General features: G+C 69.0%; 24 protein-coding genes and 3 pseudogenes. 7 read left to right on the top strand and 20 right to left on the bottom strand.

Annotated elements, in window-relative coordinates:
• The 14 genes from D7147_RS05040 to D7147_RS04975 form a co-directional block, all read right to left on the bottom strand.
• Positions 1–1,449 carry a type III PLP-dependent enzyme domain-containing protein gene (locus tag D7147_RS05040; RefSeq protein WP_233562938.1) on the bottom strand — a complete coding sequence of 483 codons (1,449 nt, stop codon included), beginning with the start codon at positions 1,447–1,449 and terminating at the stop codon, positions 1–3.
• Between the two features lie 650 nt (positions 1,450–2,099).
• Positions 2,100–2,750, bottom strand: coding sequence for a choice-of-anchor M domain-containing protein (locus D7147_RS05035; protein WP_120674142.1), 651 nt, complete (start codon positions 2,748–2,750; stop codon positions 2,100–2,102).
• Positions 2,747–3,394: a choice-of-anchor M domain-containing protein gene (locus D7147_RS05030; protein WP_407663317.1), complete on the bottom strand. Its 648-nt coding sequence runs from the start codon at positions 3,392–3,394 to the stop codon at positions 2,747–2,749. The genes D7147_RS05035 and D7147_RS05030 overlap by 4 nt, the downstream gene beginning before the upstream one ends.
• A 434-nt stretch (positions 3,395–3,828) precedes the next feature.
• Positions 3,829–4,767, bottom strand: coding sequence for an anchored repeat-type ABC transporter permease subunit (locus D7147_RS05025; RefSeq protein WP_233562937.1), 939 nt, complete (start codon positions 4,765–4,767; stop codon positions 3,829–3,831).
• Positions 4,767–5,480, bottom strand: coding sequence for an anchored repeat-type ABC transporter ATP-binding subunit (locus D7147_RS05020; RefSeq protein ID WP_407663316.1), 714 nt, complete (start codon positions 5,478–5,480; stop codon positions 4,767–4,769). The genes D7147_RS05025 and D7147_RS05020 overlap by 1 nt, the downstream gene beginning before the upstream one ends.
• Positions 5,481–5,506: 26 nt before the next feature.
• A complete protein-coding gene (locus tag D7147_RS05015) occupies positions 5,507–6,439 on the bottom strand; it encodes a choice-of-anchor M domain-containing protein (RefSeq protein WP_120675189.1) in 933 nt (310 codons plus the stop codon).
• A 58-nt stretch (positions 6,440–6,497) separates the two neighbouring features.
• The gene (locus D7147_RS05010; protein WP_233563013.1) at positions 6,498–8,051 is read right to left on the bottom strand and encodes an anchored repeat ABC transporter, substrate-binding protein; all 1,554 of its coding nucleotides are present in this window, start codon (positions 8,049–8,051) and stop codon (positions 6,498–6,500) included.
• 225 nt (positions 8,052–8,276) lie between these two features.
• On the bottom strand, positions 8,277–9,827 hold the full coding sequence (locus D7147_RS05005; RefSeq protein WP_120674134.1) for a TIGR03773 family transporter-associated surface protein: 1,551 nt from the start codon (positions 9,825–9,827) through the stop codon (positions 8,277–8,279).
• A gap of 107 nt (positions 9,828–9,934) precedes the next feature.
• Positions 9,935–11,071, bottom strand: coding sequence for a WxL protein peptidoglycan domain-containing protein (locus D7147_RS05000; protein ID WP_407663315.1), 1,137 nt, complete (start codon positions 11,069–11,071; stop codon positions 9,935–9,937).
• 309 nt (positions 11,072–11,380) lie between these two features.
• Positions 11,381–12,853, bottom strand: coding sequence for a choice-of-anchor M domain-containing protein (locus D7147_RS04995; protein ID WP_199734078.1), 1,473 nt, complete (start codon positions 12,851–12,853; stop codon positions 11,381–11,383).
• A gap of 91 nt (positions 12,854–12,944) precedes the next feature.
• Positions 12,945–13,250, bottom strand: coding sequence for a 30S ribosomal protein S14 (gene rpsN / locus D7147_RS04990; protein ID WP_120674128.1), 306 nt, complete (start codon positions 13,248–13,250; stop codon positions 12,945–12,947).
• The gene (gene rpmG, locus D7147_RS04985; protein WP_095565727.1) at positions 13,250–13,417 is read right to left on the bottom strand and encodes a 50S ribosomal protein L33; all 168 of its coding nucleotides are present in this window, start codon (positions 13,415–13,417) and stop codon (positions 13,250–13,252) included. Before rpmG ends, rpsN begins: the two co-directional genes overlap by 1 nt.
• Positions 13,417–13,653 carry a 50S ribosomal protein L28 gene (rpmB, locus tag D7147_RS04980; RefSeq protein ID WP_120674126.1) on the bottom strand — a complete coding sequence of 79 codons (237 nt, stop codon included), beginning with the start codon at positions 13,651–13,653 and terminating at the stop codon, positions 13,417–13,419. The genes rpmG and rpmB overlap by 1 nt, the downstream gene beginning before the upstream one ends.
• A gap of 53 nt (positions 13,654–13,706) precedes the next feature.
• A complete protein-coding gene (locus tag D7147_RS04975) occupies positions 13,707–14,120 on the bottom strand; it encodes a winged helix-turn-helix domain-containing protein (protein ID WP_120674124.1) in 414 nt (137 codons plus the stop codon).
• 160 nt (positions 14,121–14,280) lie between these two features.
• On the opposite strand from D7147_RS04975, the gene D7147_RS04970 reads away from it, so the two are divergent.
• Genes D7147_RS04970 through D7147_RS04955 form a run of 4 tightly spaced genes read left to right on the top strand, consistent with a single transcriptional unit; the run spans position 14,281 to position 17,148 of the window.
• Positions 14,281–15,594 (top strand): CobW family GTP-binding protein, encoded by a 1,314-nt coding sequence (locus tag D7147_RS04970; RefSeq protein WP_120674122.1) that lies wholly within the window; start codon positions 14,281–14,283, stop codon positions 15,592–15,594.
• Positions 15,591–15,854 (top strand): type B 50S ribosomal protein L31, encoded by a 264-nt coding sequence (locus D7147_RS04965; RefSeq protein WP_120674120.1) that lies wholly within the window; start codon positions 15,591–15,593, stop codon positions 15,852–15,854. The genes D7147_RS04970 and D7147_RS04965 overlap by 4 nt, the downstream gene beginning before the upstream one ends.
• Positions 15,851–16,720, top strand: coding sequence for a class I SAM-dependent methyltransferase (locus D7147_RS04960; RefSeq protein WP_120674118.1), 870 nt, complete (start codon positions 15,851–15,853; stop codon positions 16,718–16,720). Before D7147_RS04965 ends, D7147_RS04960 begins: the two co-directional genes overlap by 4 nt.
• A 5-nt stretch (positions 16,721–16,725) precedes the next feature.
• The gene (locus tag D7147_RS04955; protein ID WP_120674116.1) at positions 16,726–17,148 is read left to right on the top strand and encodes a Fur family transcriptional regulator; all 423 of its coding nucleotides are present in this window, start codon (positions 16,726–16,728) and stop codon (positions 17,146–17,148) included.
• Positions 17,149–17,462: 314 nt separating this feature from the next.
• Here the strand turns inward: D7147_RS04955 and D7147_RS32905 are convergent, their stop codons facing one another.
• From D7147_RS32905 to D7147_RS04945, 3 genes are read right to left on the bottom strand one after another with little or no spacing between them, the layout of a single operon-like run.
• Positions 17,463–17,615, bottom strand: a complete 153-nt coding sequence (locus D7147_RS32905) for a hypothetical protein (RefSeq protein ID WP_233562936.1) — start codon at positions 17,613–17,615, stop codon at positions 17,463–17,465.
• Between the two features lie 23 nt (positions 17,616–17,638).
• The gene (locus D7147_RS32900) at positions 17,639–17,779 is read right to left on the bottom strand and encodes a hypothetical protein (RefSeq protein ID WP_233562935.1); all 141 of its coding nucleotides are present in this window, start codon (positions 17,777–17,779) and stop codon (positions 17,639–17,641) included.
• Positions 17,757–18,605, bottom strand: coding sequence for a class I SAM-dependent methyltransferase (locus tag D7147_RS04945; protein WP_407663311.1), 849 nt, complete (start codon positions 18,603–18,605; stop codon positions 17,757–17,759). Before D7147_RS04945 ends, D7147_RS32900 begins: the two co-directional genes overlap by 23 nt.
• 116 nt (positions 18,606–18,721) lie before the next feature.
• Between D7147_RS04945 and D7147_RS04940 the strand changes: the two genes are divergently transcribed.
• On the top strand, positions 18,722–19,444 hold the full coding sequence (locus D7147_RS04940; RefSeq protein ID WP_120674114.1) for a class I SAM-dependent methyltransferase: 723 nt from the start codon (positions 18,722–18,724) through the stop codon (positions 19,442–19,444).
• 204 nt (positions 19,445–19,648) lie between these two features.
• On the opposite strand, the gene D7147_RS04930 is transcribed toward D7147_RS04940, so the two are convergent.
• The gene (locus D7147_RS04930) at positions 19,649–20,041 is read right to left on the bottom strand and encodes a Fur family transcriptional regulator (protein WP_233563011.1); all 393 of its coding nucleotides are present in this window, start codon (positions 20,039–20,041) and stop codon (positions 19,649–19,651) included.
• A gap of 430 nt (positions 20,042–20,471) precedes the next feature.
• Here D7147_RS04930 and D7147_RS04925 point away from each other — a divergent pair, with 430 nt between their 5' ends.
• A complete protein-coding gene (locus D7147_RS04925; protein ID WP_120674109.1) occupies positions 20,472–23,777 on the top strand; it encodes a S8 family serine peptidase in 3,306 nt (1,101 codons plus the stop codon).
• A 326-nt stretch (positions 23,778–24,103) separates the two neighbouring features.
• Positions 24,104–24,550 (top strand): annotated as a pseudogene (locus tag D7147_RS04920) (permease); the annotation flags it as partial.
• A gap of 188 nt (positions 24,551–24,738) precedes the next feature.
• On the opposite strand, the pseudogene D7147_RS33640 reads toward D7147_RS04920, so the two are convergent.
• Both D7147_RS33640 and D7147_RS04915 read right to left on the bottom strand, forming a co-directional pair.
• Positions 24,739–24,898, bottom strand: a pseudogene (locus D7147_RS33640) (transposase); the annotation flags it as partial.
• A 124-nt stretch (positions 24,899–25,022) separates the two neighbouring features.
• Positions 25,023–25,235, bottom strand: a pseudogene (locus tag D7147_RS04915) (IS5/IS1182 family transposase); the annotation flags it as partial.
• Positions 25,236–25,605 lie beyond the last annotated feature (370 nt).

Below are 25,605 nucleotides of genomic sequence, written 5' to 3'. Positions count from 1 at the left end.
TCATGCTGCCTCCGCACGATGGTGAACGGGCCAGTACTGCTCATCGAGGCACCATCGCCACGCGCCGTCGTCGCGGTACATCGCGACCTTACGGCCGACCGGCTGCCGCAATGCCTGTGTGGCACTGAAGTCCATGAGGTAGCCGGCGGTGTTAACGAAGGCCAGCCAATCCCCGGCACTGGGCCGGGAAGGCAGGAAGACCTTGCGTCGAGTGATCAGATCCGCTTCGAGACAGAGGTTGCCGAACAGATACGCCTCGGCGGGCTTGGGACCGGCTGGGACGGTTCGGTGCACGACTACCGGGTCCATCAGCACGCCGTGCTCCTCGAGGCTGACATCGCGTGCGTTGCACTCCAGTCTCACGAACGTGTCGCCGTTGGCCTCGTCGCGCACCTCCAGAACCTTGGCCAGGACGAAGCCGCATTGGTCGAGCAGGGCCCGACCCGGCTCGACGTACAGGTCGTACATGTTGTCCAGCAGTAGTGTCCCGAGGGGGCGGCGCTGCGTGGGCGCGGTGGACCGCAGCAACCGATCGAGGTACGCAGGTCCGGAGACCGGCCGATGAGCCGGGTAGAGGTTAAGGGAGCCCCGGAGGTGGCCGCCCTCTGCGCGCAAACCGTAACCGTGTGCATTCCAGGTCAACGGCGTCCGTTTGCCGAGCACCGCCTCAGTCAATGCGGAGGTGTACTGCTCCCACTGCGCACCGTCGGCGAGGTAGTCCACGCCGAAGCCACCACCGATGTCCACCGACCATGGCCGCAGCCCGCGTCGGCGGCACTCGTCCAACGCGTCGAGGCAGCCCTCTACTGCCACGATCTTCTCCGGCAGCCCCACGGTGTCCAGGTGGAACGCCACACCGACCAGATCCAGGGCGTCGGCGTGCTTCTCGACCACGTCGAGAAGCACGGTCACCGCGGCCGCCGGCGTTCCGAAGCGGCTGCGGCGGCTGCTCAGCCGCACGCCCGACGAATTGAAGTCCGACAGACGTGCCATCACGCGTACCCGCGGCAACGCCCAATCCGTGACGAGTGTGGCCAGCTGTACCAGCTCGGCGACCGAATCGGCATTGACGGTTACACCGGTGCGGGCGGCGAGCCAGAGGAATTCCTGATTCTTCGGGCCGGTCGCCATGATGCGCTGCGGCACGAAGCCGGCACCAAGCGCGTGTTGCAGCTCGGACAGCGACGCCACGTCGATCCCCGCGTCCGTAGCGGCGAGTTCGCGCACCAGGGCGCTCGACCGGTTCGCCTTGTGCGCGTAATAGATGTGACCAGCAAGTCGGTGATCGGAGAAGACTGAACGGAATGCGCCGACATTGTCCGCCAGCTGTTGTGGCAGGACAACTCCGAGCGGAGATCCCAACGCATCGGAGAGCTGCGCCAACAGGGCGGTTTCGTCCAGCGCCGACTGCAGTGTCGGCTCGATCCGTGGAGACAGGTAGAGGGGCAATGCGACTCCTGGTGTGAGCCGTGGCGCCACGGGTGCCGCCTACTTCTCTCGCCGGAATGCTTCGTAGCGGCGTCCTGATTCAACGTAACCGATGTTCCGGCACCCGCCAAGGGGTGCGGAATAAGCAACTTAGTACACGTCACACATAGGCAACTACGCATGCGTCGGACTTCTACGCAAATACCTCTGTCTACTATTTCGGGAAACTCTGGGACGAAGACGCGGGCGGCGCTGCCTTCCGCTCACAGACCAGCCGACCCGACCCCTTAGGCGGACCGGCCCCTGCCGGAGGCGAGATAATGAGGCAACCGACCCACTTTCCGTAGCGGCGTGGTCTCCTCGCCACCGAGACCTCCGGGAGCCGCCCTGTGGCGGTACCACGGTCCTCGGCGGGCTGAGAACGTGATCAGTTTCGGACTGACGTCAAGTCCAGCGTCCATGCCAACTACTACCGGCCGCACGCAACGTCGCACCGATCTCCTCGGCGTGCGGATTCGGCCAGTGCCTACATGTAGACGCCTTGGCGCCGACGGCGTCCGGTCGCGCGCGGCGCCTACGAAGAGTAGGCGCCGCGCCGACATGACCCCCGCAGCACAGGCGCCCTAACGGGAGCGGACATCTATCATGACGTCGGAATCAGGTACCGACTGTTAAGGCAGCACTTCGAAGGTAAAGGTGTTGGTAGCGCTGACGGTGGCACCGGTGGAGGCGAGCTTCCCGGTGATCTCGAAGGTGACGGCGTAGGTGCCGGCGGCATCGAAGCCCCAGTTGACGTGGGCGTGGACGTTGCGGTTGACATTGAGGCTGTCGGGCAGGCCGTTGCCGCTGTCGAAGAGCACGGTGGGAGCGCCGCCGGAGACGGTGTAGACGCTGAAGCCGGCTGGGCCCGAGACGCTGGTGAGTTTGAACGTGACCCGGTTGTTCTGGAAGACGCCGTTGGGCACTTCGGTGGTGTTCCAGCCGGCGTAGAGCAGACCGGCGGCGCTTGCCTGGGGCAGGACCCAGGCTTGACCGTCCGTGCCGAGGAAGGACCACGCCGAACCGCCAGGCACAGTGATCTTGGCAGTGTTGGGTACCCGGAAAAGCACGTCGGCGGGGTTGCGTTCGACGTCGGTGGTGCCGGTGCCGTCGAGGACGTTGACGGTAAGAGCGCCGCTGGCGTAGTCGACGTCGATCACGTCGACGTGGCCGCTGGAGAGCACCACCGGTGCGGCGATGGCGGGCGTAGCGGTGCCGGTGAGCAGTGCCGCGGTCAGGATGAGACCGGTGAAGAACCGGTTGTGGGTACGCATCGCGCTCATCCCTTGACCGTGAAGCGGAGCGTGGCCTGATCGGAGGTCACCTGCTGGCCGGTGGCGGCCAGTGTACCGGTGGCGCGAACGGTCACGCGGTAGGTGCCGGCCTTGTCGAACGCCCAGTTGGCGTGGGTGTGGTCACCGGCGGTCAGCGCGATGTTGTCGGGCAGGCCGTCGCCACTGTCGGCCAGGACGCCCGGCTGACCGACGGCGTTCTCGGTGTAGATGGCGAACTGGCCGGGGCCGGTAACGGACTGCACGGACAGGGTCAGTGCGTCGTTGGTGAAGACGCCGGCCTCGATCTCCTCCGCGGCGATGCCCGCCCAGATCAGGTCGGGGTTCTGGATCTCCGGCAGGATCCATACCTTGGACACGCCCGGAGTGCCGAGGAAGGCGAAGGCGGGGTCAGCGGGAACGGTGACCCTGGCCTGACGCTTGACGATCAGGTTGACCTCGTCGGTGCCGTACTCGACGTCGTTCTCCTCGTCATGGACACCGATTTCCAGCGCACCGTCCTCGTAGGCTACGTCGACGACGTCGAGGTGACCCTTCTTGAAGACCACGCTGGACGTGGTGGTGGCGGCCTGCGCGGGCAGGGCAGTGGCGACCAGTGCTACGCCCAGTACACCCGACGCCAGCAGATGACGCATGGTGCTATGCACGAAGAAATTCCTCTCGGCGGCGGTCCCGAGCGGACCGGCGCTTAATGGAAACGATAGTCGTTTCGGATTCTTCGCGATAGAGCTGGGAGGAAACGACGCGATGCGTTTTCGACTGGGCGTCCGGCCCACCGCCCCGGGCCGGGCGGTGGGCCGGACGGTCAACCCCGATGATCCGGGATCGAGCCCGCCCGACGGCATCGGAAACACCGCGGAGAACGGGCTGTGGCGGCCGAGCCTCCGAGGCCGAGACCGGCGTCCTTCCTGCCGGTCAGCCCGGCACCCGGCACCCGGCACCCGGCACCCGGCACCCGGCACCCGGCACCAACGTTCAGCGGCGGCATCGGTCACCCGACGGAAGTCCGCGCCTGATCAGCGGAGGACGGCGGAACGCCACCGCCCATGCGGGGCGCCCTCGTCCGCCTCTACCGCACCGCCGGTGCCGCGTCGGGCGTCCGAGCGGGACGGAGTTGGCGGCCCGGATCCGTGTCGTCGCCGAGATCATGCCCGGCGGGGCGTCGCCAACGCCGAATGACCAAGCCGTGTCGTGGGGCGAAGAGCCAGGCGGCGAGGAAGACGGCGGTGGCGACCAGGACGATGGTGCCCCCGACCGGGGTGTCGTAGCTCCAGGACAGATACAGCCCGACGAGCGCGGACACGCCGCCGATCGTCGGCGCGAGCAGCATCATCACGGCGAGCCGGTCGGTGAGCAGACGGGCGGCCGCCGCGGGGGTGATCAGCAGGGCTAGGACCAGAATGTTGCCGATGGTCTGCAGGGAGATCACCACAGCCAGGGTGACGAGGACGTAGAGGGCGATGTCGAGCCAGAAGACCGGTAGTCCCATGGAGCGGGATATCTCCCGGTCGAGGCAGACCGCGACGAATTCCTTGTGCAGGGCCAGCACGAGGCTGAGGATGACCAGGCCGGTCCCCCCGACCAGGTAAAGGTCGCGATCCGGAATGCCGGTGATGGAGCCGAAGAGGAACTGCTGCAGCGATCCAGCGTAGCCGGGTGCCTGCGAGATGATGACGATACCGAGGGCGAACGCGGCGACGAGGAAGACGCCGATGAGTGAGTCCTCCTTGACGCGCCGGTTCTGCGAGAAGATCGCGATCAGCAGCGCGGTGGCGGTCCCGGCGACCGCACCACCGAGCACCAGGCTGCCCTGCAGGACGAAGGCGACCGCGACGCCCGGGAAGACCGCGTGCGCCACGGCGTCGCCGATGAATGCCATTCCCCGCAGGACGACGTAGCAGCCGACGACGCCACAGACGATGCTGGACATGACCGCTATCGCCAGCGCCTTGGGCAGGAACGCGAGGTCGGGATTGAACAGGTCGGTGAGGAAGTCGGTGATCGACATCAGGCTGCCCTCACGAGCTTCAACAGCGGGGAGGTCGCGCTCACCCCGAAGGTCTGCGTCCACAGCTCGGCGTCTTGCAGGTCCGCCGGGCGTCCGTCGGCGATGATTCGGCGATTGAGCAGGACCAACCGGGTGCAGGAGTCCACGGCCGCGACGAGGTCGTGGGTGGTCATCAGCACCGCGCGACCCTCCTGCGCGAGGCTAGTGAACAGGTCGCCCAGCAGTTCCTGGGTGGGCATGTCCAGTCCGGTGAACGGCTCGTCGAGCAGCAGGATGCTCGGTGCGAGCGCGAGAGCGCGCGCGACCAGGACGCGTTGGCGTTGGCCACCGGAGAGTTCACCGGCTGGCCGGCGCCGCAGCTCGGTGAGCTGCACCCGGTCCAGCGCGTCGCCGACCGCCCGCCAGTCAGCCACGCCGGGACGGCGCAGCAGACCGATCCGACCGGTACGACCGCTCATCACGGCCTGTTCCACCGAGATCGGAAAGTCCCAGCTGAACTCGTGGCGCTGGGGTACGTAGCCGATCCCGGCCCGGCCGGGGCGCGTCGGCTTGCCCTCCACCAGCACTCGGCCGCCGCGCGTGCGGATCAGCGCCAGGATGGCGCGCAGGAGGGTGGTCTTCCCGGCGCCGTTGGGGCCCAGCAGCCCGACAAGTTCGCCGCGATCGAGATGCAGCTGTACATCCCGCAGGACCGGCCGACCGCCGAGGTCCACATCCAGCTTCTCGATTTCTAGAGCTCTCACGATTGGTCTCCTGACGGCGACGTACGACGTTCCTGCTCGGCCCGCCGTCTCGCGCCGCGCCCGCGCAGCACGAGGACGATCAGACCGAGCGCGAGCACAACGGCCGTTCCGGTCAACGCCGTGATCAGCAGCGGCTGGGAGCCACCGGCCGAATCGTCGGCATCTGCCCGGTCCTGGCCGGGTGCTGCCTGGCCGTCGGGTACGGGAATCTCCGCCGTGGCGGCGAAGGCCTCGTCCGCGCTGGTCGCGTCGCCCACCGCGAAGCGCAGTGTGCCGGTCGCTGATGCCTTCTCACCGGTGATCAGATCGGCGGACACCTGCACCGCGACCAGGTAGACGCCGGGCTCGGTGAAGACCCAGTTGGCGTGGGTGTGGGTGTTGACCTCGGCCCAGAAGGGCTGAGCCGCGGAGTCCGCGGATCGCCACAGCGGCTGAGGCGCGCCGAAGTTACCCGACTGGAGGTACGTCGTCAGGGTTCCCGGCCCGTGTACACGGAGCATGGTCAGCGTGACGCCGCGGTCGATGGTCTGCATCACCCGGGGATCCTGCGTGTTCCAGCCGAGCCAGACCACGTCCTGGTTCTGCGTCTGCGGCACCACGTACACCCGCTTGCCGGCGTCGACGCCGAGGAACGCGTACGTCGGATCGTCCGGCACGGTCTGCAGCGCGGCGTCGGAGACCCGGAGCAGAGTCTCGTCAGGATCACGCCACGCCAGCTGCGCCTGGGTGCCGTCGTGCAGCAGCAGCGCCCACCGATCGTCGACGTAGCGCGGGCCGATGTCGACATGCCCGGTGGTGAGCGTGGCCCGGCCGGTGGCGAGGGGTTGGTCCGCGGCGATCGACTGGCTCAGGTCGGGTGTCGGCTCCTGGGCTGCCGCGGGGGTCTGGGCAACCAAGAGCATGATCAGCGTCGCGAGCGCGCAGCGCATGATGGCGGTGGTGGTGCGGATGGGCGGTCGCGCCTGTCCTGCCGTCACTGTTTCTCCCTTACTTCGCCGTGGTCAGGCAGTCGCGCAGCGATTCGGCGTTGAACCGCATCATGTCGAGGTAGTTGGTGACCTTGCGGTCGAAGGTGTCGCCGTAGATCGGGCACACCCGTAGCCCCTTCTCATCGGCCAGCTCGGTCAGGGTGGTGGAGCGGGCCGCCAGGTTCGGTTCCAGGAACACGGCGGGGATGTGCAGGTTGCGGATCGTCTCGGTGAGCCGGCGACGGTCGGCGAGGCTCGGTTCGGTGGCGGGGTTCGGGGTGACGAAGCCGGAGATCTGGATGCCGTACGCCTGGCCCAGATAGCCGAACGCGTCGTGAGTGGTGACCAGATGCCGTCGTGACGGGGGGATCTGGGCGATCGTGTCGCGGACGTAGGTGTCGAGCGCTTCCAGTTCTCGGATGTAGGTCGCGGCGTTCGCGCGATAGGTCGCGGCGCCTTGCGGGTCGACCCTGATCAGGGTGTCGCGAATCAGCTCAACGTAGGAGATGGCATTACGAACGTTCTGCCACAGGTGGGGGTCGATCTCACCATGCACGTGCTTGCCCAGGACCGCCTGCGGCAACTGGTAGACCTGCGTGCCGGGGCGGCCGAGGAACCGGAACTTCCGGTCGCCGGGCACCTCGAGCAGGGCCTTGTTCGGCACTTCGATCACGGTGTGGTCGGGGTCGTACACCCGCTGATTCGCCTCGCCGCTGCCTTGCGGGTCGGCGAACAGGTAGAGCCTTCGTTCGTCGAGATCGACCGTGAGGTCGGCGTGTCCGGAGTGCAGCACCTCTGCGCCGGCCATGCCCGGCACCGAGTGTGGGTCCACCCCGACGGCGAAGGTGAAGCTCTGCTCGCCCATCGGGATGGGTGCGGCTTCAGGGTCGACGGCCAGCCGTGCGCGCATGGTCAGCCGGTAGACACCGGGCTTGGTGAACGCCCAGCTCATGTGCGTGTGCGCGTCCGGCGGAAGGGTGGCGGTGTCGTCCCGGTAGCCGTCGGCGGGGTCGAACCCGTCGGCGGTGTCGACGTAGAACGATGGGTTGCCGAAGGACTCGGTCAGGTAGGCGAACATTCGGCCCGGGCCGTCCGCCGCGGTCGCGCTGAGCAGCACGTCGGATGAGCGGTTCGCGCCGTGCGTCGCGCCCGTGCCGCGCACCCGCATACCCAGCCAGATGGTGTCCAGCGAGACGTCCTCGACCAGCGGGATGATCTCCGCGGCGTACTTCACCGCCCCTTCGGCCAGCGAGATGTTCGGTACGCCGGCGCGCAGGTTGGCGTCCAGGGCCTTGATGACGGCCTGTTCTTCCAGGAGCAGGTAGTTGCTGAACGCGACGTCGGCGTAGACGACATCGCGGATGTCCCGCAGCGATGGCTCGTAACTGTGCGGATCGGCGCCGTCGGGCACCAACGAGGTGACAGCCACCCGGTCACCGCCGACGTGCGCTGCCAGGTCTCGCAGGATTCCGGTGGTGGTGACGATCTGCACGCGCTCGTCGTGCGCGCTCAATGGCGCCTCCGCCCGGCAGCCGGTGGCCAACAACGCGATCAGGACCGGAAACAGCAGCAGCTGTGCCCCGCGGCGAGCCCGTGCGTGTACCCCGCCGGCAGCGAACGTCCGCACCTTTTCCCCCTGAAGCCTCGGCCCGAGCGCAGACGTGGAGCCACTGCCGCCCTGCGGACGTCGCCAGAACATTAACATGAAAATGAGAACTGTTATCGGATAGCTTGCGTGCCCCGGGGCGGCCTCGATGATGGCGAGGCCGCCCCAGCTCCTCCAGGACCGGGAAGAATCTCAGGGCCGTGCGTCGCCGAGGCCTACGCGGCGACGTCGGCTGACGAGCAGCAGCAGCACACCAACGGCCACGAGGACAATCCCGATCGCTCCGGCCGTCAGCACCCAACCCGCACCGGTACGCGGCAGAGCTCCACCACCGCCCTGATCCGGACGGTCGTCGCCGTCCCCGCCACCGCCGGAGCCGAAGCCGGCGTTCGGATCGGTGCTGTCGCCGACGGCGATGGTGAGCGTCTTCGTGTCGGTGACCGCCTTGCCACCGGTGGTGGTTCCGCTCATCTGCACCGCGAGGCGGTACAGGCCGGGCTTGCCGAACGCCCAGTTGCCGTGCGCGTGGGTGTTGAGCGGAATATCCAACTTCTGCGGGAACGGCTTGGTGGAGTCGAACAGTATGTCCTCGCCGCCGAAAGAGTCGGTCAGGTAGAGGGCGAACCGGCCGGGCCCGTTGACCCCCTTCAGCGTCCACGTGACGTTGCCCTTGAGGCCGGACACGACGGACTCGTGCTGGGTGTTCCAGCCGGGCCAGACGACACCCGCCTGCTGGGTCTGCGGCAGCAGCCACACGGTGTCGCCCTGTTTGCCGAGGAAGTCGGCCCCGGCGGGCACCGTCAGCTTCGCTTTGTCCTTGGCGTGCAGGACTACGTCGGCGGTCTCCCGCCAGACCGGAGGGCTGCTGCGGTCATCCTTGATCCGGATCGTCCAGCTGTCTCCGTTCAGCTGCGGGCCCATGTCGAGGTGCCCGTCACTGATCACCTGACGGCCCGCCGCAGTGGTGCCCGCCGCCTTCGGCGCGGTGGCGGGTTTCGGCACCGAGGCGGGCTTCGGCGCGGCGGCGGGCTTCGGCGCAGCGTATGCCTGCGCGCCCGGTCGCGCGGCCGGCTTCAGCGGAGCGGGCATCGACTGCTCGGCCGGTTCGATCGCCGGAACGCGGACCCGGTACGTCGCCTCGGTGCGCACCCTCTCCCCCGAACGTAGTACGGCCGAGGCGGTCAGGGTTAGCCGGTAGTCGCCGGCTGCGTCGAAGGCCCAGACCAGGCCGCCGGTACGCGTGCCGGCCGGCAGCTGCACCGACCGCTTGGCGCTGGGACCGCTGCCGAACAGCGGGGTCACCGCGCCGGGGGCGGACAGGGTGTAGGCGGTGAACGTGCCGGGCCCCTCAGTCGAGTGCAGAGCGAGGGTCACTTGGTCGCCGGTGACGGCGCCGGGGCGTACCCCGGTGGTGTCCAGGGCGGGGAACCCGGTGTCACCGGCGGACAGTGACCACACGGGGTGGCCCGGACGTCCGAGGAAAGCGAAGGCTGCGCCGGCCGGCACCCTGCCAGCCAGGCCGCCGTCCGGCCCGAGCACCACGTCGGCCGGGTTGCGCCCGGTCGCGCCGCTGGCCGCCTGCAAGGCGTCCCGGAAACGCAGCGACATCGAGTCGCCGTCGAGTGCAACCGAGGTTAGGTCGGCGCCGGCTGCGGTGACGGCTACCGGTTCCGCGGAGGCCGGCGTCGCTGTGGGGGCCAATGCCAGCACGACGGCGGCGAGGCTCGCGGCACCGGCGCGCATACTTCTGATCCTCACTGGTGGCTCCCCAGGTGTAGCCGAGTCACTTCTCGTCCTTTCCCGTGTGGTCGATAGCGGTTTGTCGGTTGGCGGGACGCTCACCGGGACGATCAACGTCCGGCATCGGGCGGTTGTCGGGTACGCGTTCCACCGTCGCCGGCCGCCTGCGGCTGCACACTGGTCCCGGTGTCCGCCGTGGCATCCGGTCCGTCCGGCGCCTGCCCGGCCTCCCGGCCGGCCTGCGCGCGGCCCTCCTCCCGGGCGGCGGCCACCGCCTGAGCGAGCTGCGCCGCCCGCCGGCGCCGGGCCACGATCAGTGCCCAGCCAGCGAGGGCGAGCAGGGCCAGCAGGGCCAGCTGCGGCCAGGGCACTGCCCAGACGGTGGCCTCCGCCGCGCCGGCCCGCGGTGGCGGGTCGAGGACCTGGTCACCCACAGCGGCAGGCGTGACGGTCGCGCTCGCGGTCAGCCGTATCAGCGGCAGGACACCCGACATACGTACGGTGGTGGTCAGCTCGGCGCCGGGCAGGATCTCCGGCAGGGCTGCACCATCCACGGACCGCCTGGCCAGGCCGAGCGGTCCGGCCACGCCGAGCGCAGGCTGCCCGGAGAGCCGCGCGTTTCCGGTGTTGCGGACGGTGAACGTGGCGCTGAGCGTGCCACCGGCAAGAGGGTTGAGGGAGCCGGTGTGCTGGACTCGCAGGTTCTCGACGGTCAGCGCGGGTTGTAGCTCACCGGTCACGCGCAGGTAGATCCGCGCGCCGACCCGGTGGTCGACGGAGACTTGATTACCCTGCGCATCAGCCGTCGCGGCGGCGAGCGAGGCGACGATTCCCCCGGCGTGGTCCCCCGGCGTGGCGTTACGCGGCACCGTGAGCGTGAACGGGACGTCCAGCCGGGACGTCGACGGGATGGTCAGGGTACGGCTGGGGAGGCGGACCCAGGAGCCCACGTCTGTCGGCTGTTGGCCGCCGGCCAGCAGGTCAAATCCGCCTTGTTTCGTGGTGAACGCGTCGCTGGCGTAGAGGCTCAGAGTGACCGGGCGCGTCGAGTGGTTGGTGACCGCGACGTAGTCGGTCAGGGTGGCGCCCGGGTCGAGCTTGTAGTTGAACGCCGCTCGGCCGTTCGGGCCCTTCGCGCTTGACGGTGCCACTCCCCATGTCACGGCGGTTGGACCCGGCGATGCAGGAGACGGCGGAGCCGAAGTCCCGGGCTGGCCCGCCGGGATGGAGGGGGTGGGCGCGGCCAGCGCCGGTACGGCAGCCCCCGAGGCAAGGGCGCTGTCGAGCGGCGCGGTCGACGCTGCCGTCAGCGTGGATGCGTTCGACCAGGACCCGGTCGCCGCGAAGGTGACCGGCACCGAGGTGATTGGTGCGGGCGAAGCGCCAAGCAGGGCGATCCCGGCGGCGATGGATGCGAGCAGACGCATTGGGGGACGGTGTCCGTTCCTGGAGGACGAGAGGAGGTGCGGGGCGGGCGGGTCGCGGCAACGGCACGCCCACCCCGCAGACGTCCGGTGGCCGAGCTCAACGCCCGACCACCGGACGGATCGAAGCGATCAGATCGCGGTGAGGGTGAGGGTGGCGGTATAGGTACCGGCTGCCGTCTCCGTGGGCACGCTCAGCCGCAGGCTCGCGCCCAGCTGCGCGGTGCCCCGCCCAGCGCCGCCCGGCGCCGAGCCCAGCACCGCGCTGTTGCCGAGACCGCCACCGGTCCCGACGACGTACGGCGCCACCTGCGGACCGGCGACCACGCCCTGACCGGAACCCTGAGCCAGGACCTGCGGGGTCCAGCCGAGGTAGCCGGCGCTGAACGTCGCAGCGTCCGGGCCGGTGAAGTCCGCCGGGACCTGCCCGGAAGCGCTCCAGCCCGGCTGGCCGGCACGAGTGTCGGTCACGGTGACCGGTCGGAGCTCACCGTTACTCTCCCACCGGTCACCGGCCGGGCCGAGCTGCGCGGGCGGCAGCACCACGGCCCGGTCGTCCGGGTTGACACTGATGACCAGCGAGCCCTGCGTCTCGTCGATCGACGCGGTGATCGTCTGCGAGGTGCCCGGCTCCTCGGGCGGGAACGCCACCCAGAGGGTCACCGGCTCGCTGGCCGCGACGACCTCGTGGTCGTCGTCGTAGAGCTTGGCCACGTACTCGCAAGCGTTCAGTTCACGGGTCGCCGTGAAGGAGTAGCTCGCGCCCGCCTCACCCGAGATGATCGTGTAGTCGTCCGCACCCGGGCACTTGCTGAACCAGTGGTAGTGATCCAGCTCGGTCTGCGGCGTCTGCACGGCGTTGAGCGTCACCGTGTCGTTGGGCTGGTACTCCTCGGCCATGCCGCTGACCGACAGGCCGACCTCCGGTCCGCCGCCGGGCAGCTCGCCGACGACGAACGAGTAGTCGACCGGCCCGGTGCTGACCGTCGTGCCGCTGGTCAGCGTCGCGTCGGCCTGGAACTTCAGGGTGTAGCTGCCCAACGCGCTGAACGCCCAGTTCGAGTGCGCGTGGGTGTGCACCGGAACATCGATCGCATCCGGAAGGCCGTCATCGCCGCGGAACTTGATGATCGGACCACCGAACGCGTCCTGGGTGAACAGCGTGACGTTGCCCGGCCCTTGCACGTCGACCAGGCTCAACCGCACCTTGTCCCCGGCGAACACGCCTGAGTTGAGCGTGGTCGTGTTCCAGCCCGGCCACAGCAGGTCCGGGTCCTGGGTCATTGGCAGCAGCCAGACCTGGCTCCCCACCGGCCCGAGGAAGGCGAACCGGGGATCATCCGGAACGGCCATCGCCGCGTCCGGAAGGACCTGGAACGTCACGTCCACCGGATCCCGCGTCACCGACGGACTGACCGTGTCGTCGTGCACCTTCAACGACAGCGCACCACCCTCGTAGTGCACGTCGACCGCGTCGGTGTGCCCCTTGGAAAGCACCACCTTCTCGGCCGCCGACGCAGCGGCGGGCGCCAGTACCGTGCCTGCGACCACCACCGCCCCGGCCATCAGGGCCGCGAAACCGCGAGCCCTCAATGTTGCATTCATACCTCCCCTTTCACACCGCGCGCCCCTGCGCGCGGTGGTGCATGTGGCCGCGATTGCAGGCGTACCTCCGGAGGCGCGTTGATCGCCGGCGTCACCAGGAGGCCTTGCGGATCCCGGGCAGCTCGCCGCGTAGGGCCAACTCCCGGAACCGCACCCGAGAAAGCCCGAACCGGGTCAGCACGCCGCGCGGGCGGCCGTCGATCTGGTCGCGGGAACGCAGCCGAGCCGGGCTCGAGTCGCGCGGCAGCCGGCTCAGCCGGCGTACCGCGTCGGCACGGACCTCGGGTTCGGTGTCGGGATGGCTGATCAGGCGCCTCAGCTCGGCTCTCGCCGCAGCGCGCCGCGCCACCAGCTCCTCGCGGCGTGCCTGCCGGTTGCCGAGACTCTTGCGGGCCATCAGCGCGCCTCACGGAACTCGACGTGTCGGCGCACGATCGGGTCGTACTTGCGTAGGACCAAGCGATCAGGATCGTTGCGCCGGTTCTTGCGGGTGACGTAGGTGTAGCCGGTTCCCGCGGTGCTGCGCAGCCGCACGATCGGCCGTACATCGGTCTGGCGGGCCATCAGAGCTTCACTCCCCGGCCACGCAACTCGGCGACGACCTTCTCGATGCCCTTGCGGTCGACGGTCTTCAGCGCCTTGGTGGTCAGGGTCAAGCGCACCCAGCGACGCTCGGACGGCAGCCAGTAGCGGTGGTTCTGCAGGTTCGGGTTCCAGCGGCGCCGGGTGCGCCGGTGGGAATGGGATACGGCGTTTCCGAAACTCGGCTGCGCGCCGGTGACATCACAACGTCTGGACACAGTGGCCGCTCCTCTTGCTCTGGCCCTCACGGTAACGACAACGGTTTTCAGTTTTACATCACCCGTTCGGTCAGACCCGCGCCGGGGTCCCGAATGATCTCCACGGAGCAGTCGGCGCCCAGGCGGTAACCGACGCCACGCAGCGTGGTCACCACCGGCACATCCGCGCCGAGTTTGACGCGCAGCCGGCGGACATGGACGTCCACGCTGCGCGGACTCGTGTAGGGATGCCCCCAGACGCGGCCCAGCAGTTGACGTCGGGTGAAGACCTGACGTGGATGCTCGGCCAGGCACCAGAGCAGGTCGTACTCCCGCCGAGTCAGCGCGATCTCGGTGCGTCCGCGGTACACGCTTCGCGCCTCAGGATGAATCCGCAGACGCGGGCCCTCCCCGTCGGCCAGCGGGGAGGGCGACAGGGCGCCCCCATCCAGCAGGGCCAGCAGGGCCTCGAACCGGCCGAGATCCACGCCAGGGGCACCGGGATCAAAGCCTCACCTGCACCGTGACGGTGAGGATTTTGTCGTCCTGGCTCGGCTGACCCAGTCGCGACCCCAGGGGCTCGCTCGCGTTAGCAGCTTCCATCTGCTTAGAATGACAATCGTTTTCATGTACGTCGAGAGGAACAGCATGTCGTCGTCACCACAGGCCCCGGCCCACGTCGCGACAGCCGACGCCGATACCCGCCCGTCGCTGACCGTGCTGTCCGGGTTCTGGCCGACGACGACCTTCGCCGTCGCCCGTACGCTGCTTGCCGCGGACCCGTCGCTGCTGCTCGTGCGACACGACCTCACCGGGATCCGGGACGGTGTCGTCCGCCGGGTGGTCCGCTCCGGCACCGGCATCATCGAGGACGAGCGGACCAACCTGAGGCACGGCTGCATCTCGTGCACCCTGCGGGAGGACGTCCTGCCCACCCTCGTCCGGCTCGCCCGCCACAACCCCGGTCAGGACCTGGTGCTGATGCTGCCCGAAGTGGTGGAACCGGAGGCGGTCGCGGCCGCCTGCACCTACTGCCTCGTCGACGGCGCCCCAATCACCGACCTGATCCGGGTCGACTCCTACGTCACCGTCCTCGACGCCGAGCACCTGCTCGATGCCCTCGCCAGCACCGACGACCTCACAACGCTCGGCATTCAGGCCGCCGATGACGACAACCGGGCACTGGCGGACGTCGTGGTCCGGCAGATCGAGTACGCCGACACCCTGGTGCTCTGGGGGCAGTCCCGCGAGGGGGCCTTCGACACCAGCAGGTTGACCGTGCTGCTGGAGCGGATGGCTCCGTGGGCGGCGCACTTCCGGGTCGACGACGACCTCGTGGACGCCGACGCGCTCACCCGCCAGCTGCGCCACACCGACCGGCACCGACCGGAGATCCCCGGCGTCCTCGCCCGGGGCCTGCAGGGCTACTCGTTGGGCGCGCACGAACCGGAGGCCGATTGCGGTGTCGTCTCCACCGTCTTCCGCGCCCGCTGCCCCTTCCACCCCCAGCGGCTGCACGACGTCCTGGAGGACGTCAACGCCGAGATGATCCGTTCTCGTGGCCACTTCTGGCTCGCCAGTCAGCCGGACACGGTGGTGGCGTGGGAGTTCGCCGGCGGTGGACTGGCGATGGGTTCCCTCGGGCACTGGCTGGTCAGCCTTCCCGAGGACCGGTGGGAGCACGTGTGCGACCAGCGCCGGCTCGCCGCGGCGCTGGAGTGGGACCCCTACTACGGCGACCGGCACCAGCACCTGGTCTTCATCGGCCTCGACGTCGACCCCGTCGCGCTGCATCGCACCCTCGCCGGCTGCCTGCTCACCGACGCCGAACTCGCCGACGGTGAGGAGGCCTGGCGCCGCTACCCCGACCCGTTCGCCGGCTGCTTTCCGCTCGGCACCGAAGATCTGGCCGAACCCGACACCGACACCGACACCGACACCGAAGGAGCTCAGCCCGCATGAAGCCCGGAATCCACCCCGAGTACCGGCCCGTCGTCTTCCGCGACAAGGGCGCCGACTTCGCCTTCCTCACCCGATCCACCGCCACCAGCGACCAGACCATCGAGTGGACCGACGGCAACACCTATCCCGTCATCGACGTCCAGATCTCCTCCGCGAGTCATCCGTTCTGGACCGGCAAGCAGCGCCTGCTGGACACCGCCGGTCGAGTCGAGAAGTTCCGCAAGAAGTACGCCCGCCGCGGACCGCAGAGCGGCAGATGAGTGCCGACGTTCCCGTTGACTGGGCCGAGCTGGCGCCGCAGTTGGTCGACGCTGCTCGGCGCGACCGGGCCTGGTACCTGACGATTGCCCGCGAGCTGGTCGGCCCCGCCGACCGGCTCGCGGTCGACGTCGGATGCGGTGCCGCCGGGATGGCTCTCGCGATCGCCCGCATGATGGCTTGCGGTCAGGTGGTCGCGGTGGACGGGCATCCGGCCGTGGTCGACCTAGCCCAGGATCACATCCGCAACGCGTGGTCCGATCCGCGGATACGCGTCGAGGTGCGTCACGCCGATATTCGCCACGATATACCCGCCTTGCGGGAGACTCTCGACCGTCCGGCTGATCTCGTCTGGGCCTCGGCCGCCGTACACCATCTCGGCGATCAGCAGGCAGCGATCAGCACGCTCGCCAGCCTGCTCGCCCCCGGTGGACGACTCGCGCTCGCCGAGGGAGGCCTGCCGGAACAGCACCTGCCCTGGGACATAGGCCTGGGCGACCCCGGCTTAGAGGCGAGGCTCCAGTCCGCGCAGGACCGATGGTTCACCCGGATGCGCGCGGACCTACCTGGCAGCCGGCGGATGCCATACGGGTGGACCGAGGCGCTGCGCCGAGCCGGTCTGTCGCCGGTCACCACACGCACGACGCTGGACGAACAGCCACCACCGCTGCACGACACCGCACGGCGGGCCGTACTGGCACACCTCAGCCGACGGGTCGGTTGGTTGCGACCTACCGGCCTGCTCAGCGCGGGCGATCTCGACGCCTGGGACCGTCTCCTCGAACCGGCGGACGAGCAGTGGTTGGGACACCGCGGTGACCTGTTCCGGCTCTCCGCTCGCAGCGTGCACGTCGGCGTGCGCCCCTGATCACCATGACCACGCCCTCTGTGCCCGACCAACAACTACAGGTCGCGGGCCTGATCCCTACAGCTCAGCGCCGGGCCGTCCTGGCGCTGCTGCTCGGACGCTCCCGCCCGATCACCGCCCAGGCGGTACACGCCGAGCTGAACCGCACTGACCGACATATCGGCCTGACCACTGTCTACCGGGCGTTGCACAGCCTCGCCGACGCCGGGCTGCTCCACACGTTCGAGCTACACGGCCAACGCGCCTACCGCCACTGCGGGGTGGCGCCACACCAGCACCTGATCTGCGACGGGTGTGACGCGGTGCTCGAGTGCCCGCCCGATCTGGTGGCAACCTGGTTGCGCGAGCTGCACCACCACACCGGCTTCATCCCGCACGCCGACCGGCTCGACCTGCGGGGCACCTGTGCGACCTGCGCCACCACGTAGCCGCCGCCTGTGTGCCCGACCAGGTGACGAGCGGTCCGACAGCTGCCCGGATCGTCATCTCGGCAGACCGCCGAGGCGCCGGCCCGCCGGTCGACTTGATCATGGGGGGCGGCGGCACCGCACGTCCTGGCACAAGCTCTTGGAAAAACTCCGAGCCGGACAGCCGCGCACGGTCGCCGACGACATCGAGTCAGGCCCAATCCGAACCCTGGCTCGGTCGCGAACAGTCAGCGGCCGAATCCCGCGCAGGTGTCGAAGATTTTCCGGGCCGGCCGACGTCAGTGAAGCGGCGCTCGGACAGCAGCCGGGTCGGCTCACAGCTTCACGACGGGGCCGGCGACCTTCACCGTTCGTCCGCCGTCGCGGCACACCAAGTGATGGTGGTGCCCGTTCTGGCCGCACCGGACGGCTAATTGCTCAGCGCCGGGCAGCCGGGCGGGGTCGGCCGCGCCGGACTCGGCCAGCAATAGCAGTGTCCGATAATCGCTGGTCAGACTCGAGCCTCCTCGGCCAGTAGCACCTGATGCCGGTGCTGCGCCGAGTGGAAGCGCTCGACCTCGCGCAGCAGCGTCAGCGCCTCGCCGTGCTGTCGACTGTTGTCGGGACGCTCACGAAGCGGGGGCGCCGGCACGCGGCGTCGCGACGGTGATCCGGATCGCGGTGGTCAGGGCCAGGCCACCGTCGGGCACGCGCGCGGGTTCGAGCGCCCGGGCGGCGTCGGCGATCGCGGCGTCGCGACGCTCGGGCACGATGTGTCGCAGCAATGCCCGCCCGCCGTGCGACCACATCCATTCCATCCAGTGGCCGACGTCGCGGAACTTGCTCTCGACCTGGTAGTCCCGGATGGTGATGACAGCAAGGTCCGCAACCGCCATGGTCGCCGTTATCGTCCGCTCGTCAGCGAACGGATCGGCCGCAGGCGCCGGTCGCGGCTGGTCCGCAGGCAGGTGTGCAGCCAACGCGTCCATCGCGGCGACGAAAGCCGGATCCTGGGCCGCGAAGGTGCTGACCGCCAATCTGCCCGCCGGTCGCAACAGCCGCGCGTACGTGCGCAGTGCCTGCTGGGGCTCGGGCAGCAGGAAGACGACCAGACCGGCCAGGATCGCGTCGAAGCTTCCAGGTGGGAAGTCGGGTTGCTGGGCGTCGTCGACCCGCACGTCGACGTGGGTCAGGCCGGCCCGTCTGAGGTCCTCCGCGGTGAAGCTGACCATGGCAGGCGCGAGGTCGATGCCCGTGACACGCCCGGTGGGCCCGGTGGCATCCGCGGCGGGGAACAGGACTGCTCCGCGACCGCAACCGACGTCGAGGACACGATCACCCGGTCGAATGCCGGCGCACCTGACGAGCTCGGCGCCGAACGGGCCGAAGAAGGAGACGCCGGTCCGGTCGTAGCTCGACGCAGCCTGCTCGAACACCTCGACGGCAGCGTTTGACCGCGCTCGATCCGTCATCAGCATGTGCTCCTCTCGTCGGGCAGGGCCGACCGGAGACGGCGAACCAGTCGCCGAACGCGGCGGGTGGCGAGAACCCGAGCCTACGTGATAACGGAAACGGTTTCCACTACGGTGGCGGCATGAGCGACGAGTACCGCGTCTCCGGGGAATACCTCCACCTTTTCAGCGAGCAGGCCTGGCAAGTCCTGCGGACACCAGTGGCGGATGCGCTGCGCGGCGCCGACGGTGACACCACCCTGCTCGACGTCGGCGCCGGCAGCGGACTGGGCACCGAGGTCCTCGCCACAGTCATCCCGCACGGCGACGTGGTCGCGGTGGAACCGTCGCCGGTACTGCGGGCGGTACTGCTCTCCCGTATCGCAGCGCACCCCGACCTGCGGCAACGGGTAACCGTGGTGGCCAGTGACGCGCTGAGCGTCGACCTGCCCACTCGGCTCGGCGCCGTCCTGGCGATGAACATGATCGGCCACCTCAACCCGAACGCACGGCGGGCGTTCCTGCTCCGGACTGCCGAACGTCTCACACCCGGCGCACCGCTGGTGCTGAACCTGCAACCACCAGCCGAGCCGGCACCGCTCCCGTTCTCGGTATTCGGCACCGTGCGGGTCGGCCGGCACACGTACGAAGGTGGCGGCTCCGGCGAACCGTCCGGCTCGGACGCGGTGACCTGGCGGATGCGCTACCGGGTCCTGGACAACGACGGCACCGCGCTGCGGGAGGATCACACCGACTACCGCTGGCACACCATCTCGGGCGAGGCTTTACTCGCCGAGTTGGACGAGGCGGGCCTGGTCGGCGAGATCGGGCCACTGGACGTCGTACGAGCGGTGCGCCGACCCTAGCGGCGACGTCGGGCGTTCATTCGACAGGGTCTCCAGGGGCGTCTCGAAACGCCGAGGCCTGGCCCACCCGCCTGGTCATCGCTGTCGGTGAACCGCACCCGGGCAACCGCAACGACACGATCGCCTACCGCACGAGCGGAATCGAGCAGAAGGCGGCGGGTCGTTCACGCGGCGTTACCGGATACTGCCGTAGCGAGGCAAGAATCAACGCGAGCATTGAGCGCACGTACCGAAGATCTCCAAAGTGTGACCAACGTCGGTGAAGCCGTGTTGAGCCGCTACCTGGTCCGCCCACCGCTCGACGGCCGGTCCTGCGACCTCGACCGTTCGCCCGCAGTCGCGGCAGACCAAGTGGTGGTGGTGCTTGCTCTGGCCGCACCGCCGATACAGCTGCTCGCCCCCGGGCAGTCGGGTGGAGTCGATGTCGCCGGCGTCCACGAGCAGTTGCAGCGTCCGGTAGACGGTCGTCAGGCCGACCCGCGCGTTCCGGGCGAGCAGCATCTGGTGCAGTTGCTGCGCCGTGTGAAAGCCCTCGACTTCTCGCAACAACGCCAGCACCTCGCTCCGCTGCCGCGTGTTGCGAGTCACATTTGGCATCGCCTGGTCCACCGTCGCCCTCTCGTGATCACGCCGGCCGCAGGCCGACCGCCGGCACACGGCCTGTTGCCGCCATGCCATTATGCGTCGTCCGGTGTCAGCGCCCACGCCACCTATCGGGTGCCGCCGATCGGATTCCGATCCCGGCGAGCCCTCGGCCAGTTCGCGCCACCGCTCGCAGCCTCGACCCGAGCCGGAACTGACCGGGAGGGCAGCGTCCACCCGGCCCCTCCGCACGACGGTTCGAGGCCCTCCGGAGGCGGGCGACTACGCGGCCTCATGGGTCGTGGATGCGAGGGGCGACGGTGGCGCCACGTCACGGGGATGTCACAACGTCGATTCGGCTCTCGACACCGAATACCAACACCACTAAGGATTCCCTCACGCGCGCCCTGCATCGACAGGGCCCTGTTCTCTGGAGGAAGAGAACGTGAGTGAATCCCGAAACCTGAGCAGGCGAACATTGGCCGCGCTCTTCGGATCGGTCCTGGCCGTTGGCGCCGTGACCGTCACGAGTGGCACCGCGACCGCGAGCGCCACCCCCTCCACACCCGACAATGCGCAGGCGACCCCTGCCGAGGCGTTGGGTGCGCATGACGCCAAGCTCCTCGCCGAGGCCACCGCGAAGCACGCACCGACGGTGACGCTGATCGTGGCCGCGGAAAAGGGCGAAGCGAACGCGGTCGCGGACGGGATCAAGGCACTCGGTGGGACGATCAACCGGCGCTTCGACCAGATCGGGTACGTCCTGGCCACCGTGCCCACCACGAAGGCCGTCAAGGCCGCCACGCTGCCCGGTGTCGCCGCTGTCGACCTTGACGAGGTCATTCCGGTGCCGGACCCGACGCCCGCTGTCGCACCTCGCGGCGGAAAGTCGGTGAAGCAAGCCGCCACCCTCGCGGGACCCGGCGCCGGCACCCGGGCCGTCAACCCGTACATGCCGACGCACGAGACCGGCGCGGAGGCATTCAAGGCCGCCCACCCGAAGTGGGACGGGCGCGGGGTCACCATCGGCATCATGGATTCCGGTGTCGACCTGGATCAGCCGGCGCTGCAGAAGACCACCACCGGTGAGCGGAAGATCGTCGACTGGGTCACCGCGACGGACCCGGTGACCGAGAACGACGGCACCTGGCGGCGGATGAACACCGAGGTGACCGGGCCCTCCTTCACCGCCGCCGGCGCGACCTGGACCGCACCGACGGGCACCTACCGATTCAACGTCTTCCGGGAGTCCATCACGGCGGCCAGCGACCCGGGCGGTGACGTCAACCGCGACGGCGACACCACCGACGTGTGGGGCATCCTGTACGACCCGCAGAGCCACGACATCTGGGTCGACGTCGACCAGGACAACTCCTTCACCGACGAGAACCTGATGCGCCCGTACCGCGAGCGGTTCGACATCGGCCACTTCGGCACCGACAACCCTGCCACCGCTGTGCGTGACCAGATGCCCTTCGTCGTGGAGTACCGCGAGGACGTGGACACCACGCCGCTGAACATCCCGGGTACCTCGGACTACGTCAACATCGGCATCATCGAGGCGACCCACGGCACGCACGTCGCGGGTATCACGGCCGCGAACGACATGCTCGGCAACACCGCCTTCGACGGGGCCGCTCCGGGCGCGAAGATCGTCTCTGCCCGCGCCTGCTCCTGGGGCGGCGGTTGCACCGCCGCGGCGCTGACGACCGGCATGGCGGACCTGGTCATCAACCGCCGTGTGGACGTGGTGAACATGTCCATCGGCGGCCTGCCGACGCTCAACGACGGCTCCAACGCCCGCGCCCAGCTGTACAACGACCTGATCAGCATCTACGGGGTGCAGCTGTTCATCTCCGCCGGCAACTCCGGCCCCGGCCTGAACACCGTCGGAGACCCGTCGGTCGCCGAGAACGTGGTCAGCGTCGCGGCGAACATCAGCAAGGACACTTGGCTGGCCAACTACGGCTCGGTGGTGCGTACGAACAACGCGTTGTTCAACTTCTCCTCCCGCGGCCCGCGCGAGGACGGCGGTTTCAAGCCGAACATCACCGCTCCCGGATCGGCGATCTCGACCGCGCCGACCTGGCAGCCGGGCATCCCAGTGCCTGAGGCCGGCTACCCGCTGCCGGCGGGCTACCAGATGCTCAACGGCACGTCGATGGCTGCTCCTCAGGCCACCGGCGCCGCGGCGCTGCTGCTCTCGGCGGCCAAGGCCACCGACAAGGGTGTCACCCCGGCCGCGCTTCGCCGCGCCATCTACACCTCCGGCAAGCCGATCGCCGACGTCCCGACCTACGCGCAGGGCTACGGCATGGTCAACGTGCCGGGCGCGTGGAAGCTGCTCGCCAAGAACGTCGAGACGCGGTCGTACAGCTCCGACGCCCCGGTCTGCTCTGAGCTGTCAGAGAATTTGACCCGCTACGACCGCGAGTTGAACCGCTTCGTGCCGAACCCCAACCGAGGCACCGGCGTCTACAACCGCTGCGCCTCGGGCGAAGGTGGGCATAAGATCGGTCAGAGCCGGACCTACCAGGTCAAGCTCACCCGCACCAGCGGCCCGGCCGGATCCGTCATCCACAAGCTGGCCCTACGCGGCAACGACGGCACGTTCTCCGCAGTGAAGTCCGTCATCCTGCCGCTGAACAAGACGGTGACGGTCGGCATCACCGCCAAGCCGAGGTCCTCCGGCGCGCACGGCACCATCGTCACCGTGGACGACCCGAAGACCTCGGTGATCGACTTCGAGGTGTCCGCCGTCGTCGTCGCGTCCAACGACGTCACCAAGCCGAGCTTCTCCTTCTCGGCGGAAGGATCAGTGCAGCGCAACAACTTCACCTCGTACTTCGTCACAGTCCCTGCGGGCGCCGGTGCGCTGCAGGTGAACCTGTCGGGCATCGCCACCGGGTCGCAGACCCGCTTCATCGCCATCAACCCGTACGGCGTGCCGGTGGACCCGACGGCCAGCACCGCCTGCTACACCAACTTCTCCGACGCGGCTGCCTGCAAGCCGCAGGAGCGGGACTACCAGAACCCGATCGCCGGGGTCTGGGAGATCGAGGTGGAGTCACGACGGACCTCGCCGTCACTGAACAACCCGTTCCAACTGCAGGCGCGGGTGCAGGGTGTCACGGTCGAGCCGGACGTGATCGAACTACCGACGGTCACCGCGGGTCAGCCGACCGCGGCGAGCTGGACGTTGACCAACGCCTTCGGCCCGGTCGCGGTAACCGGTCGGGGTGGCGCCCTGTCCAGCGTGCAGGCCGAGCGGCCGACCATCGCCGAGGGCGCCCAGCAGGAGTATCTGGTCGAGGTGCCGGCCGGTGCGACGAGCTTCACCGCCAGGATCGGCAACACCGCCAACCTCGGCGCTGACCTGGACCTGACGGTGTTCCGTGACGACACCGCGGTTGGGCAGTCAGCCGACGGTGACTCCGAGGAGGCCGTCACCATCACCAACCCGCTGGCGGGTACCTACCGGGTGGTCGTCGACGGGTACGCCGTCGACGGGCCGGGCACCACCACCGCCTACGACTACCGGGATTCGTTCTCGGCCCCGTCGCTGGGGGCGCTCACCACTCCCGTCACCGCCCTCGCCCTGCCCCAGGGTGCCACCGCCACCCTCAACGGGACGGTGACCGCCCAATCCGTTCCGGGGGCCGGCCGACAGCTGTATGGCGAGCTCGCCGTCGTCACGGCCGACGGCGCGATTGTCGGCCGTGGGGCCGTCCACATCGGCGCCGTCAGCTAATGGCGTAAAGCGGAGTTGGAGCCCGCTCCCGTTAGGCGCGGGAGCGGGCTCCAACGTCTAAAGTCCAAGCCCCGGCTCGCCCAGGAGCTACCGGCACCCTGATCCCGAGGGCGCGCGCCACTGACTGGATCCACCCGACCAGCGCCGAGCTTGGATACGCGGGTTCAGCGCGCAGCCCGCCCGAGCCCCTGCCATGACAGCTGCAGAGCCCCGCTTGAGCGATCAGGAAGAGAAGGGAGCCGGCGTTGGCCGCACCCGAGCGCATCGCCCCACCCGGTGAGAAAGAGACGGACGCCTCGCTGTCGGCTGAGGACCAGCCGCATGCCCTGGCGGACCGCCTCAGCGCAGCCCGATCATTGATTGGCAACCGGATCGGCTCCCTGGAGATCCTCACCGTCCTGCTGCTCCTCCTGCTCGTAATGAGTCAACAACTGACGGACCTGCTCGCCGCACCGGCCCTCGCGACGTGGACGACGGTGTTCGTCTCCGTGATGGTGCAGGCTGTACCCTTCCTGGTCTTCGGCGTGCTCCTCTCCGCAGCGATTGCGGTGTTCGTACCGCGGTCCTTCTGGGCTCGCGCCCTCCCCCGGCATCCTGCCCTCGCCGTTCCCGTGGCCAGCGTCGCCGGCGTCGTACTCCCAGGCTGCGAATGCGGCGCCGTGCCGATCGCAGGCTCCCTGATCCGCAGCGGCGTCACCCCGGCCGCCGCACTCGCCTTCCTGCTCGCCGCCCCAGCGATCAACCCCATCGTGCTCGCCGCCACCGCTGACGCGACCCGATCAACGACGAAGAAATCCCGTACGTCCAGGTCGACTCGTGGCGCGAGGTGACTGCCCCCGCTGATCCGTACGAGTAGCCGCCGCGACGCCCCGAGGCTGCAAGCAACCGGCGGATTTAGGCAGCCGGTCGGCTCCAGTGCGGGCTACCCGACCCTGACGACGACCAGGTGAAGGCTGGCCAGACGTTCCGGCAGGTCACACCACGGCGCACCCGTACGCGGCGTCCACAAATCCCGTTGATGACCTGACGGTGATCCCGCCACCGCCCTCGTGTACCACCCGGCTCCGCAGCAGCGGCAAGATCACCACCCACGCCTCATCGGTCAACTCACCGCGACGCACCACCAGCACATGGGCGACGGTTGATCCTTGCAGGGTCGGCAGGACACACCATAACCGGGTTGACGATGAGGATCTTCATTCGGCGAAGACCGCGCTGGCGATGTTCCGGCAGCTGGACCATACCCACGGCGCGCCAGGCGGCGGCGACGCCGATCTCGACGCCGGCCGCAAGTCGGGTGTAGGTGTCGCCATTGCGCAGATGGCCCAAAGCGAGCAGCGCCTGCCGGCCGGGTTCGAGGCGCCGCCACCTGGATCGGCGTTGCTTGCGTTGGCCGCTGATGCGTTCGGCCAGGTGGTTCACCTCCCGCCGAGCCGCTCTAACACCTAGCGCCGACAACGATGTGCGCCTGACGCACCTGGAGCGCGAGGCCCAACGGACGATCACGGACAACGAACGACTCCTGCTGGGCACGCTGGTAGCTCGCCGCCGCCCGCTATCCGGCGCCTGACCGGGTCGAGCACGACTTGCGCTGGCCAGGCGCTATCGCTACGTTATTCGAAAATGATTACCGTTTCCGATTAAGGCGAGAGCATGTCAAGGCACCACCGGGTCACCACACGTGAACCCACGTTCGGCAAGTCCGTCTTCCGAACTCGACTACGGCCTGCGCGCCGGTCGTCCCCCAGAACGCAGAGGCGGCGGCACCGGATGTCCGCGTTCGGCGGGCACGTCCGAACAGCGATGCCCGTCGAGGGCATGCGGACGA

The organism is Micromonospora musae (genome assembly GCF_003626545.1).
Classification (GTDB): Bacteria; Actinomycetota; Actinomycetes; order Mycobacteriales; family Micromonosporaceae; genus Micromonospora; species Micromonospora musae.
The sequence above is the reverse complement of the archived record's forward strand: the minus strand, read 5'-3'. Positions and strand labels throughout refer to the sequence as shown.

What these genes read in the sequence shown, in the direction of transcription:
- D7147_RS05035 (WP_120674142.1), bottom strand. Translation starts at nt 2,750, where the DNA reads ATGAGCGCGATGCGTACCCACAACCGGTTCTTCACCGGTCTCATCCTG.
- D7147_RS05030 (WP_407663317.1), bottom strand. Translation starts at nt 3,394, where the DNA reads ATGCGTCATCTGCTGGCGTCGGGTGTACTGGGCGTAGCACTGGTCGCC.
- D7147_RS05025 (WP_233562937.1), bottom strand. Translation starts at nt 4,767, where the DNA reads ATGTCGATCACCGACTTCCTCACCGACCTGTTCAATCCCGACCTCGCG.
- D7147_RS05015 (WP_120675189.1), bottom strand. Translation starts at nt 6,439, where the DNA reads ATGCGCTGCGCGCTCGCGACGCTGATCATGCTCTTGGTTGCCCAGACC.
- D7147_RS05005 (WP_120674134.1), bottom strand. Translation starts at nt 9,827, where the DNA reads ATGCGCGCCGGTGCCGCGAGCCTCGCCGCCGTCGTGCTGGCATTGGCC.
- D7147_RS04995 (WP_199734078.1), bottom strand. Translation starts at nt 12,853, where the DNA reads ATGAATGCAACATTGAGGGCTCGCGGTTTCGCGGCCCTGATGGCCGGG.
- rpsN (WP_120674128.1), bottom strand. Translation starts at nt 13,250, where the DNA reads ATGGCCCGCAAGAGTCTCGGCAACCGGCAGGCACGCCGCGAGGAGCTG.
- rpmG (WP_095565727.1), bottom strand. Translation starts at nt 13,417, where the DNA reads ATGGCCCGCCAGACCGATGTACGGCCGATCGTGCGGCTGCGCAGCACC.
- D7147_RS04970 (WP_120674122.1), top strand. Translation starts at nt 14,281, where the DNA reads ATGTCGTCGTCACCACAGGCCCCGGCCCACGTCGCGACAGCCGACGCC.
- D7147_RS04965 (WP_120674120.1), top strand. Translation starts at nt 15,591, where the DNA reads ATGAAGCCCGGAATCCACCCCGAGTACCGGCCCGTCGTCTTCCGCGAC.
- D7147_RS04960 (WP_120674118.1), top strand. Translation starts at nt 15,851, where the DNA reads ATGAGTGCCGACGTTCCCGTTGACTGGGCCGAGCTGGCGCCGCAGTTG.
- D7147_RS04955 (WP_120674116.1), top strand. Translation starts at nt 16,726, where the DNA reads ATGACCACGCCCTCTGTGCCCGACCAACAACTACAGGTCGCGGGCCTG.
- D7147_RS04945 (WP_407663311.1), bottom strand. Translation starts at nt 18,605, where the DNA reads ATGCTGATGACGGATCGAGCGCGGTCAAACGCTGCCGTCGAGGTGTTC.
- D7147_RS04940 (WP_120674114.1), top strand. Translation starts at nt 18,722, where the DNA reads ATGAGCGACGAGTACCGCGTCTCCGGGGAATACCTCCACCTTTTCAGC.
- D7147_RS04930 (WP_233563011.1), bottom strand. Translation starts at nt 20,041, where the DNA reads ATGCCAAATGTGACTCGCAACACGCGGCAGCGGAGCGAGGTGCTGGCG.